This window comes from Sporolactobacillus shoreae (assembly GCF_004684935.1).
GTDB classification, from domain to species: Bacteria; Bacillota; Bacilli; order Bacillales; family Sporolactobacillaceae; genus Sporolactobacillus; species Sporolactobacillus shoreae.
The window spans coordinates 1-11,205 of the sequence record NZ_SRJD01000039.1; the positions used below are offsets into that span (position 1 = coordinate 1).

General features: G+C 46.4%; 9 protein-coding genes and 1 pseudogene. 4 read left to right on the forward strand and 6 right to left on the reverse strand.

Annotation, left to right across the window (positions count from 1 at the left end; genetic code table 11):
• The 3 genes from E4665_RS17505 to rlmN all read left to right on the forward strand — a co-directional run.
• A partial coding sequence (locus E4665_RS17505; RefSeq protein ID WP_241654956.1) for a group II intron maturase-specific domain-containing protein occupies positions 1–623 on the forward strand: 623 nt, incomplete at its 5' end.
• 228 nt (positions 624–851) lie between these two features.
• Positions 852–1,901 (forward strand): AI-2E family transporter, encoded by a 1,050-nt coding sequence (locus tag E4665_RS17510; protein WP_135350094.1) that lies wholly within the window; start codon positions 852–854, stop codon positions 1,899–1,901.
• An 87-nt stretch (positions 1,902–1,988) separates the two neighbouring features.
• The gene (rlmN, locus tag E4665_RS17515) at positions 1,989–3,062 is read left to right on the forward strand and encodes a dual-specificity RNA methyltransferase RlmN (RefSeq protein ID WP_135350095.1); all 1,074 of its coding nucleotides are present in this window, start codon (positions 1,989–1,991) and stop codon (positions 3,060–3,062) included.
• Between the two features lie 110 nt (positions 3,063–3,172).
• Here rlmN and abc-f read toward each other — a convergent pair whose 3' ends face one another.
• From abc-f to E4665_RS17540, 5 genes and pseudogenes are all read right to left on the reverse strand, one after another.
• Positions 3,173–4,687: a ribosomal protection-like ABC-F family protein gene (abc-f, locus tag E4665_RS17520; RefSeq protein WP_135350096.1), complete on the reverse strand. Its 1,515-nt coding sequence runs from the start codon at positions 4,685–4,687 to the stop codon at positions 3,173–3,175.
• Between the two features lie 431 nt (positions 4,688–5,118).
• Positions 5,119–5,850 (reverse strand): annotated as a pseudogene (locus E4665_RS17530) (FAD:protein FMN transferase).
• Positions 5,850–6,032 (reverse strand): hypothetical protein, encoded by a 183-nt coding sequence (locus E4665_RS18605; protein WP_241654958.1) that lies wholly within the window; start codon positions 6,030–6,032, stop codon positions 5,850–5,852. The pseudogene E4665_RS17530 and the gene E4665_RS18605 overlap by 1 nt, the downstream one beginning before the upstream one ends.
• 33 nt (positions 6,033–6,065) lie before the next feature.
• Positions 6,066–6,569 (reverse strand): DUF2271 domain-containing protein, encoded by a 504-nt coding sequence (locus tag E4665_RS17535; protein ID WP_241654961.1) that lies wholly within the window; start codon positions 6,567–6,569, stop codon positions 6,066–6,068.
• A gap of 294 nt (positions 6,570–6,863) precedes the next feature.
• The gene (locus tag E4665_RS17540) at positions 6,864–8,036 is read right to left on the reverse strand and encodes an MGDG synthase family glycosyltransferase (RefSeq protein ID WP_135350098.1); all 1,173 of its coding nucleotides are present in this window, start codon (positions 8,034–8,036) and stop codon (positions 6,864–6,866) included.
• Between the two features lie 263 nt (positions 8,037–8,299).
• Between E4665_RS17540 and E4665_RS17545 the strand changes: the two genes are divergently transcribed.
• Positions 8,300–9,694 (forward strand): MFS transporter, encoded by a 1,395-nt coding sequence (locus E4665_RS17545; RefSeq protein WP_135350099.1) that lies wholly within the window; start codon positions 8,300–8,302, stop codon positions 9,692–9,694.
• A 74-nt stretch (positions 9,695–9,768) separates the two neighbouring features.
• On the opposite strand, the gene pepT is transcribed toward E4665_RS17545, so the two are convergent.
• Positions 9,769–11,001 (reverse strand): peptidase T, encoded by a 1,233-nt coding sequence (pepT, locus tag E4665_RS17550; protein ID WP_135350100.1) that lies wholly within the window; start codon positions 10,999–11,001, stop codon positions 9,769–9,771.
• Positions 11,002–11,205 lie beyond the last annotated feature (204 nt).

Sequence of the window (11,205 nt, forward strand, 5' to 3'; positions counted from 1 at the left end):
ACAAATTTGTCCGGTATGCCGATGACTGTAACATCTATGTCAAAAGCAGAAAAGCAGGAGAACGAGTCATGAAAAGTATCACTGTATTTCTGGAAAAGAAACTAAAACTGACGGTCAATCACGACAAGACCAAGGTGGGTAGTCCAACGAAACTTAAATTTCTTGGATTCTGCTTGCATACGACCTGGCAAGGGGTCGGATTTCGCCCACATCAAAAGTCGAAAAAATCCTTTGAGCGTAAGCTCAAACAACTGACCAAAAGAAGTCAAAGCAGTAACATCCGTGAGATCATCAAAGAAATAAATAAAGTAACCACGGGTTGGATCAATTACTATGGCATTAGCTATATGAAAAGTTACATCCATCACTTAGACGAATGGCTCCGGCGTAGGATTCGACAGATCATTTGGAAACGTTGGAAGAAGATCAGGACGAAATACAAAAGCCTTGTTCAACTTAACGTGCCCAAACAAAAAGCGTGGGAATGGGCAAATACACGAAAAGGCTACTGGCGTATCGCCTGTAGCTACATCCTACATCGGGCAATAACTAATAAAATACTCGAACAGACAGGTCTTAAAAATCTTACCTGTCTGTTCGAGCGTGCACACTTAAACTATTGAACCGCCGTATACGGAACCGTACGTACGGTGGTGTGAGAGGTCGGAGAAATTATCTCCTCCTACTCGATTTATAGAGGAAGATTCGGCTAAGCTTTGTGTCGTTATTAAAAATGCTAAAATATTTTGCGAAAAAGACAAAAAGCCTCTACAATAAATAGAGCATTGCTAATTTTGTGGCAGACGTCTAAAAATTATTTGAATTAGATAAAGAATGGGGAAGCTGCGGTTATGGATCTTCTGGTCACTTTGTTTAAAAAGCAATCGGTGAGGCGGGTGCTTATTTTCGCTCTGCTGATTCTGATCCTGTATTTTGTCAGAAGCATGATTGATCTTCTGCTGCTGACTTTTATTTTCTCATTTCTGATCGACAGGCTGGAAACATTTTTGCACAGCCATTTGAAGGTTCCGAGACGCCTTGTGGTTATTGTCCTCTACATCCTGATCGGGTTGGCTATTTATGTGACAGTCACCATTTATCTGCCGATTGTCGCAGAGCAAACCGTGGAGCTCTACAAGTCGGTCACAACCACGATTAAAGAATTCCATGGATCGGTTTTAATGACGGCCGTTATGGATCAGTTAAAGAAGTATAACGTGGGGACTTATCTGGGATCGGGAGTCAAGTTCCTGATTGATTCGTTCTCGTCACTGGGTACTTTTACAGTGGACTTATTCCTGGCTTTGCTGCTCAGCCTGTTTTTTTCGCTTGAGAAAGAGCGTCTGATCCAGTTCACAAAGGGTTTCAAATCCAGCAAGATCGGATTTTTGTATGATGAAATCGCGTTTTTTGCTTCCCGGTTCGTAGACACTTTCGGCAAGGTTCTGGAAGCACAGTTCATGATTGCGATTGTCAATACGGCCATCACTTCGGTTATTCTGGCTGTGCTGCACTTTCCACAACTGTTCAGCCTGATCATTATGGTCTTTGTTCTGAGCCTCATTCCTGTCGCCGGCGTCATTATTTCACTGATTCCGCTTTGCATTATCGGTTACACGATCGGCGGGGTTCAGGATGTGATCTACATGGTTCTGACCATCCTGGTGGTTCATGCAATCGAAGCCTATGTTCTGAATCCCAAACTCATGTCGGCCAAAACGGAACTTCCTGTCTTCTATACCTTTGTGGTTCTGATTTTTTCCGAGCATTTCTTTGGTATCTGGGGTCTCATTGTCGGCCTGCCGGTTTTTGTGTTCCTTATTGACGTGCTGGGTGTTGCCTACAAAAGCCCGATGAAGAAGCTGCCCTTCCGCAGATCAAAAGAACGTGAAGAGGACTGATCTCAATTGCCTTTGGTAGTTGCGGGAGCCGGCAGGGGTAAAGTATGATAGACTCAGGTTTGAATCGTATATAAAAGAGGTATTTTAATGGGCAAACTTTCCATTTATGGATTAACGCAAGATCAATTGACGGCATGGATGCGTGAGCATGGAGAAAAAAAGTTTCGGGCGACTCAGATCTGGGACTGGCTCTATGTCAAACGTGCCGGCAGTTTTGATGACATGACTAACCTTCCCAAAAAGGGTATTCAGCTGCTGAAGGATCATTTTGTGATGGCGACGCTGGAAGAGCAGATTGCGCAAAAAGCGAAGGACGGAACAACAAAATATTTGTTCCGGCTGACCGACGGCAATCTGATTGAAACGGTGCTGATGCCGCATGAATATGGGCTTTCCGTCTGCGTCACATCACAGGTGGGATGCAACATCGGCTGCAGTTTCTGCGCAAGCGGCCTGCTGAGAAAAAACCGCGATCTGACAAGCGGTGAGATGGTCGAACAGCTTCTGGCAATCCAGAAAAGCCTTGATCAGCAGGGAAATGGTGATCGTGTCGGACATATTGTCGTCATGGGCATCGGAGAACCGTTTGATAATTTTGAACACGTTATTAATTTTCTGCGGATTATTAATGATCAGAAAGGGCTGTCGATCGGTGCCCGTCATATTACCGTGTCGACAAGCGGCATCGTGCCGAAGATCTACGAATTTGCGGATATTGACTGGCAGGTTAACCTGGCCATATCGCTTCACGCGCCAAATAATGAGCTGCGCAGCCGGATCATGAAAATTAATAAAGCTTACCCGGTTGAAAAATTAATGGAGGCCGTGGACTATTATCTGAAAAAGACAAATCGGCGAATTACCTTCGAGTATATTATGCTGAAGGATATTAATGATCACAAAGAAGAAGCCCTGCAACTGGCTAAATTGCTCGAAAACAAGCGCCATCTGGCTTATGTGAATTTAATTCCATATAATCCGGTTGAGGAACATTCGGAATATCAGCGTAGTGAGAAAGAAGCCGTCGTAGCTTTTTATGAGACATTGAAAAAGAGGGGTATCAACGCGGTCGTCCGCAAGGAATTTGGTACCGATATTGATGCTGCCTGCGGGCAACTGCGCAGCAAGCAGATAAAAAAAGAACGCGCGCATCGCGTGTAATGGAAAAAATTTAAGTCTATAACAAACCCGGGTGAAAACAATACTTTGTTTTCACCCGGGTTTTACTGTATGTTTTTGACGAAGCAGATGCACATACGTCGTCTGGATTTTTATCGGATATGTTCTAAACGGATTTTCATGGTGGTGACGGCATTTACAAAATCACGATCATGGTCAACGAGCAACAGTGTAGGCCGTACTTCGGAAATGACCTGCTGGACTTGTTCTCGGGTGATCACATCCAGATAGTTCAGGGGCTCATCCCAAATGTAAAGCTGCGCTGATTCGCAAAGAGAGCGTGCCAGGGCTAATTTGCGTTTTTGCCCCATGCTCATGTTTTCAATACGATCATTGAAGAGCTGCCGTTCGAAACCAAGCTTGCGTAATGTCGCCAGTAACATGTCGAAGGCTACTTCATGTTCGCTCGCGAAATTTTTGATGGTTCCGGAAAGGTTGGCGAAATCCTGTGGTAAATAGGACACACGCACTCCATTGTGAATATGTGCGGAACCGCTGCGAATTAAGGGACTTTGCTGACCATCGAGTAAGGCATGGATTAACGTCGATTTGCCTGCACCGTTTGGTCCGATTAGCGCGATACGATCGCCGGTTTTTACCGTGAAACTCAAGGGCTGATTCAGTGCTTCCTGGTTGTGCTGCAGCACGAGATCTGCAACAGTAACCAGCGTCTGATCGGTCCTTGCTTCCTGATAGGGTAATGTCAAAGCCGCCATGTCTTCAAGGTTGTTCAAAAGTTTTTTCTTGTCATTCAGTGCGTTGTTTGTGCGCTTTTCAAGCGTAACTGAGCGTTTCATCACTTTAGCCGCACGATGACCGACGAAACCACGGTCGATATCACTGCTATCTTTACGTTTGCCACCGGCGTATTTACCGCGTTCCGCCTTATTTGACCACTGTTCTTTTTGTTGCGCGGTTTTTTCCAGACGTTTGATTTCAGATTTCAATTGATCATTTTCCCGCTGTTCGAGTGTATCCTGTCTGGTTTTTGCTGTATACCAGGTTTCATAGTTTCCGCTATAGACCGCGATATTAGCACGGTCGATCGATATGACGTGATCAATAATCTGATTTAAAAAGTGACGATCGTGGCTGACGAGAATGAATCCCGTTTTTTGGCGCAAATAATCAGCTACAGTCGTTCGTCCCATTTGATCCAGATGGTTGGTGGGTTCATCGATCAACTGAAAGTGAGTATCATCTGCAAACATGCCGGCCAGCAGAACCTTCGTCTGTTCACCGGGGCTCAGCGTATTAAACGGCCGGTAAAGGACGCCAGAGTCAACATGCAATCGTGCCAGTTCCCGCTCGATCTTCCAGGTCTCATAATCGGCGACCTGGCCAAGATCAGCTGCAACATTCAAAGTCATTTGTGCCGGATCCTGAATGGGTTGTGGAAAATAGGAAAAATCAAGATTGGTTTCAATCGTTCCCGAGTAAGTCAATTGATTTTGTAATAACCGCAGCAGTGTTGTCTTTCCACGGCCGTTACGGCCGATCAAACCTAATCGCCAGCTTTCGTCAATTTTAAGTGTGACATTATCAAAGAGTGGTTTTTCCATGTTGGTATAGCGAAACGTTAAGTTGCGAATTTGTAGGGTTCCCATTTTTATTCACCTCATTTTAGTAATGAGACCGGAAACGGTTGCCTTAAGCGGATATGGGTGTACAAAAAAGGACGCCGGGTTAGCGTCCATTTACAAGTCTTTTCAGGAATCCAATTTTTAAAAAGTACTGCCAGACAATAACTGAACCAGCAATGTACCTTTGGGATGAAACCTGTACGATTGAAATGTCAGAAAGCCGCTTATGAAGGCAACCAGAAAGAGGGACTAATCCACTCACCGGTCTCTGTTCAATTAAAGACGACTTACTTTTCTCAATCCGTACACGTCCCTTCCGTATTTACTACTTAACATATTAGCAGACGTACGGAGAGAATACAAATGATTCACTGATTGACGCTTCTGCTGCCTAGGATAAGCAGGCACTTGGCATAGATTTCACAGGGAAGGAGCAACTTTCCGATAACGGTAACCTAGATACAGTCCGAATCGGCAGGTCGCCCGGTACGTGGATCAATGATGTGATGCAGACGGACCGTACCGCTCTTCCAACTGCGCTTGACTGCGCTGCTCGTCGCGATCCCCGCCTGACCCGAAAGTGATAGCTTTCCAATTGTTACTTGATCGAAGCGAGGATGTGAGAGCCCGATCAGCCAGCGTTCTCCTTCTGGAAAGCCCTAGGCCATCAGGTCGCCTCCGGCATCCACAAGGCCGGAAGTACGTTTTTTGCGAATCAAGTCCAGTGTAATTTTCTGTACTCCCCAGCCCTTGGCGATTCCGCCAAAATCAAGCAGTTCTTTTTTGCTGATTTTCAGGATCCGTCGTTCAAGATCAAACTGAACAGGCTCAGCTTGTTTCGATTCATTTTCCAAAAAGTGTAGGACGGGAATCTCACTGGAATAGATTTTTTCAAAAGACTGGTTATAGCCTAAATGATTAATGACTGATCCGAGAAAAGGATGAAACAGGCCGCCTGTTTCTTCCGTATAGCGGAGGGCTTCAAAGAGAAGCTCGGCGAATGGTTCGGACAGTCGGGTCGCATCACCGGCGTGGCTGTTGATCCGGCTCAGCTCGCTTTCCGGGAGAAAGCGGGAAAAACGCGCCTCCACTGCCTGAAACCAGTCAAATACGTTCTTGCAGTCAGAGGCGCTTAGTCCTGAGTTCAGAATTTCCGTATTCATCGCCCTGCTCCTGAATACGGCCATCAGGAACCCTGTGTGTTTGCGGAAGGATCTTGTTTGGCCGAAGTAAGTGATTTGCCCGGATAAAAGGTTGCGTTCACATTCGCAAGCAGCCGTCCATTGGATTCGGCGTTTGCCGGTTTGAATTGGACTGCGGCCGTATTAACCCCTGGATTCTTCCCTACATTGACTTTGCCGGTAAACACAACCCGGTTCGCCCAATAAATATTGCCTTCAACTTAATAATCATAAGTTCCTGGTTTCACTGCCCTTCCGGAAGCATCCGTACAGTCCCAGTAAACGACATGCTGGCCTGCTGGCTGCTCGGCGAGTCTGACTTTCCTGACTTCCTGCTGAGACGCGTGGGACCAGTTGGCTGCTTTCCGCCATTCCGGAAGGGACTCCGGGCGAATCTTGTATCCCCCGCCGGCGGTAAAGCTGGAAGCACGGATCGTTGTGACATAGTTTCCCTTTTCATCCTCAATCCAGATGGCGATCTGGTTGCTGGCCAGCTGATTGAGGTGGAAAAGCTGATAATGGATACCGACCAGTCCAAGCGCTTTAACATCAGGCGATTCGCTTTCGGAAGAAGCGGATGGCTGATCCGAACCCGATCCGGTATTCGTGGCATCTGTATGGGAGTAGGAAAACGGGTTGTCCGCCTGAGCGAAATTCGATAAACCCGAGATGAGGATGACGCCCGCGCCGATCGTTCCGACAACGGGAATCAAAATTTTTTTCATCGTTGTCTCTCCAATCCGATGATTTGGCCAGAAAAAACAAATACATACAAGTATAGTGTGGAATAACTTTTATCATTATTGTACAGCAAATCTGAAAATTTTTACAAAAGAACAGAGAGTGTTAACGAAATTGCCAAAAAACAGGTTGAAGCTACTTAAAAATGGAGAAGATAATAGAAATTCGTTCAAAATTTAAGAACGACCGAAACCCTCTCCGTGGCGGAATAAAAAAGGAGTTCGCCCTATTGTCAGGCGAACTCCCATGGGACAGATTCTTATAGTGTCTGTTAAATTTTAAGATTCATAATTGATTTTGTTCAGATGCGAAACATCGCGTGAGACACCAGCCGGCTGAAGCTCCTCATCCGGAATGTTCAGGATAAAGTTGACAATGTTCTCAGGAATCTGCGGATCCACATATTCCTGCTGAGACTTTTTAATTTCCTTGAGCATGGCGACGTTATTTTCGAGCAGCTCATTAATTGTCGGTACAAGGTCACTCATTGAATCACAGGTGATCGCCAGATGATACTTTTCCGCGAATCTCGGATTGCCGGCTTCCTGGCCGGGAAGCGCGCCGGTGATAACGATGGGCGTGTTGCACGAAACGGCTTCCATCATCACATTCGGGCTGCTGCGTACAAATGCGATATCGGAACTCGCGATTAGGTCCTGAATGTTTCTCGTAAACCCGTAAATTTTGACTTTGTCGCCGTATTTCTTGCCCAGTGTTTTTTTTAGGTGCGCTTGTAATTTCTCATTTCTTCCGGCTACAATGGTAATATTGAAACCGAATGTTTCTATTAAAGTCTTTGCCATCTTGCCCATGTTTCCGACGCCCTCGCCACCGCTCATGATCAGGCAGCTTAGAGGCTTATCGGGATCAAAATGTTCCGCGTCTTTGGGGGTGTGGCTGTAAAAACGCTCGCGAACCGGAAATCCGAGAACTTTGATTTTGTCCGCGGGGACACCGAAACCGATACATTTTTCCTTGGCTTCCACAGTAGGGCTAATGGTATAATCCGCACGAGGATCTGCCCAGAACGGTGTAATACTGACCAAATCAGCGATCAGCGTGACAAACGGAATTCGGATGCTATTCTTCTGGAGTATGTTAAGTATTGAACCATTGAAGTTCGGATGAACAGTCAGAATCAGATCAGGTTTGACTTCATCAAGCAAAGCCAAAAATCTTGTACGGATTTTCAGTTCAATCAGGTGATTAACAAAAGACGCTTTAACCGATGTGTAATCCCAGATAATTTTCCATAAATGTTCCGAATTTCTGGTGATCGGTCCGTACATCTTGCCGACTTTAAGAAGCGTGTTGCCTCCAAGAGAAAAACCATCGACAACGTGGATTTTTACATCCGGCACAATATCGAACTTTTCACTCAGGGCTTCAGTGATGCTCTTATGGCCATGGCCGGTGTAATTGGACGAGATGATAAGAATGTTTTTAATCATCGAAGATATCCTTTCTCTAACATTGGACTGACTTGCCAGATAAGCAGTCTCTTCTGTCTAATTAACATTGTATGATAAACTGGGACAAGAAACAATTTATTTTCATGAAAATTTGGTAAAACCACGTTGACAGTAGGATTCTGAATCCGGTTCGTTTGGTGCCGCGTCTGTCAAACGAAGATGATTGTCAGAAAAAAGCTGTGAAACAATCCTACCAAAAAGATGATGGTCCTGCAACACTGATCCTAAGGAGACACTTTTTTATGTCATTTCAGAAGATAAAAACGATTTACGCCGTTACGGTTTACGTCAGTCTGGCGGCATTTGACAACATTGTCATCGGACTGTTCCCCCCGCTCTTTAAATCTATTTCGCAGGATTTGGGTGTTGCGACTTCATCCATGGGCGTTGTCTCAGCAATCAATATTCTGGCCACGTCATTTTCATCACTGTTTTGGGGTTATCTGTCAGGAAAATTTCATCGCAAAAGACTGATTATCATTGGGACTTTGATTTGGGCGCTCGGCGTTTACCTGACTTCACTGAGCGGGTCTTACCTTCAACTCCTGTTTTTTCAAGTCATCACTGGCGTAGGGCTGGGCTGTATTGCGTCCATCGGCTTCAGCGCACTGACCGATTACGTCCCGTACCGCTCCAGAGGGATGATCCTCAGCCTGTGGGGCATGTCACAGGGATTAGGCGGGATTGCCGGTGCCTTGATCGCGGCGATTATTTCTACATTGTCTAACTGGCGCCTGCCCTTTGAAGTGCTCGGACTGATCAGCCTGCTGCTCGTTGTTTTCTATTTCTTCGTTGAGGAACCGAAATTCGGCAGCGCCGAACCCGAGCTGCAGAGACTGCTTGAAGGCGGAAAGAGCTATACATACCGGGTCAGCCTGAATCAGGTGATGATGATGCTTGGCAAGCGGAGCAACCTGCTCCTGTTCCTCCAGGGATTCTTCATGAACATTGCGACAGGGAGCCTGATCTGGCTACCCACGCTTTACATCTTGAAAATTGAGCAGCTGCATTACGGAATCAAAATGGTGCCGCTTGTTGCTACTTTTTTCTTCGGCATTTTTCAGCTCGGCGGGATTTTCTCCTCTGTGTTCGGCTATATCGGCGACGTTTTTCAACGCCGGAGCTATGCAGCGCGTGCGCGGATTACAGCAGCACTTGTTCTGGTAACCATGCCCCTCTATATCTTATTATTTATTTTTCCAATCAATAATTTATCACTCCCGGACACAACAAATGATGTGACACTGTTTGTCAGCCTGCTCAACCAGCTGTTCACTAATCCATGGATCCTGACACTATTTATCATTTCATTATTCGCTTCGGCCGCGCAGTCGGCCAACACACCGAATTGGCTGGCGCTGATTACGGATGTCAACCTGCCAGAACATCGCGGCACGGTTTTCAGCATTGCCAATTTGGCAAACAGCCTCGGCCGGACCGTCGGGAATCTGGGGATCGGTGCCGGTGCCATTGCGTCGATCTACCTTCACCATCCTTATGATTACATACTGACGATGAGCATTTTGCAGCTGCCGCTGATCCCGTCCGCACTCTGCTATGTTTTTATGGCAAAATACAATGTTCGCGACATCAGTTCGGTCAAAAAGACGCTGAATAAGCGCGGGAGAATTGTTTGAGGCCGCTCAAAATTGAAAAAGCCCCCGGGGCCGCATCGAGATGTGCGGTTCCGGGGGCTTCAATTTTTTGGTGATTATTTTGTTTCAGCGAACAACCTGACAATTTCTACAATCGTCTGAGTCGCCTTAACCATGTTGTCGACGGAAATATATTCAAACTTGCCGTGAAAATTTTCGCCGCCGGTGAACAGGTTCGGTGTCGGCAGACCCATATAGGAGATCTGCGCACCGTCTGTACCGCCACGAATCGGCAGGACTTGAGGTTCAATGTCCAGGTTCTTCAGCGCCTGATACGCGACATCGACAACCTCTTTATGTTCTTCCACCTTTTCTTTCATGTTGTAGTACTGGTCTTTCAGTTCGAGGACGATACTCTTTTCCCCGTATTTTTTTTGCAGTTTTTTAACCGTATCCTGAACAAAAGCCTTCTTTGCCGCAAATTTGGCTTTGTCAAAATCACGGATGATATACACGAGTTTGGTCTGCTCCACGTCGCCGTTGAAATTGAGCAGATGGTAGAAGCCTTCATAGCCGTCGGTCAGTTCTGGGGCTTCGTCAGCTGGAATCTGATTTTGGAAATCTACGGCAAGCTTGATGGAGTTAACCATCTTGCCCTTGGCCGATCCCGGGTGGACATTGCTGCCATTAAAGGTGAGTTTGGCTTCGGCAGCATTGAAATTTTCATATTCGAGCCCTCCGAGCGCTCCGCCGTCAACAGTATAAGCCATCTCGGCACCGAACGCCGCGACATCGAATTTGTGAGGGCCGCGTCCGATTTCTTCATCAGGTGTAAAAGCAACACGAACCTTGCCGTGTTTGATTTCTGGATGGTGCAGCAGATAGTCCATCGCTGTCATGATTTCCGAAATGCCGGACTTGTCGTCGGCACCAAGAAGTGTGGTACCGTCGGTCGTGATCAGCATATGTCCGACATATTTCTTCAGCTCAGGGAAGGTATCCGGGCTAATTACGACATTCCGTTCCTTATTCAGCACAATCTCCTCGCCGTCATAGTTTTCAACAATCTGAGGATTGACGCCTTCGCCGGTAAAATCGGTTGCGGTATCGACGTGTGACATGAAGCCGATGGTCGGGACAGCCTTGTCCGTATTGGCGGGCAGTGTCGCCATGACATAGCCATTGGCGTCGATGGTTACATCGGCCATGCCGAGTGCCTTGAGTTCATTGATCAGCTGATGAGCGAGCGTCAGCTGGCCCGGTGTCGATGGACATTCGGGGTTGTCGTCGTTCGACTGGGTATTGACTTTCACGTATGAAGTAAATCGTTTGATAATGTCTTCCTTCAACAGGTTCAGCTCCCTTTTTTTATCTTTTTCTATCTTACCACTGGCCGACGTTTTGCACACATGATCCGGAATGAGCAGATTGAGTCAAGTCTTTGTAGGCAAATTTTTATCTGCCAGCGTGTACCCAATAGTGTAAACGAATTCATGATTGCAGAGCGTTTCCTTGGTGAACCCTGACCCTTGTTTAAAAACTCTGTAATGCCT